1 protein-coding gene is annotated in these 486 nt (G+C 73.5%); it reads left to right on the top strand.

What is annotated here, in order from left to right:
* Positions 1-78 precede the first annotated feature (78 nt).
* Positions 79-486, top strand: a 408-nt coding sequence (locus tag AC08ON_RS13835) for a 4-hydroxyphenylacetate 3-hydroxylase N-terminal domain-containing protein (RefSeq protein WP_476617113.1), incomplete at its 3' end; no start/stop codon positions are given.

Genomic DNA, 486 nt, shown 5'->3' with positions numbered 1-486 from the left:
TGGCTGCGTCTGGACCGCCACCGGCACCACCGGCACCACCGGCACCACCGACATTGTCCACAGAGCGGAGATCAGGCCATGACCCTCGTGACCGACAGCGGTCATCCCGGCGCCATCGACGATCCCGGCCGACCCGCCGCCGGTGACCACCCCGCCGGGGCGACGGCCGATCCTCCGGCCGACTCGCTGCTGGGAACCCCGCCGCCTGCCGCGCAGGGGCTGATGACCGGGGAGCGGTACCGGGCGAGCCTCAACGACGGCCGCGAGGTGTGGCTCGACGGGGAGAAGGTCGCGAACGTGGCGACGCATCCAGCCTTCCGGGGCGCCGTTGACGAGCTGGCCCGGCTGTTCGACCTGCAGCACGACCCGGATCTGCGCGACGTGCTCACCGTCCACGAACCCGAGGCGGGAACCCGCGTCGGCTGGTCCTACCAGCTGCCGCGCACGCTGGACGATCTGCGGGCCCGGCGGCGCAGCACGGCCGTG

The organism is Frankia sp. CoWAU3, assembly GCF_977971855.1.
Note: the sequence above shows the minus strand (reverse complement) of the source record. Positions and strands in the feature narration are given on the sequence as shown.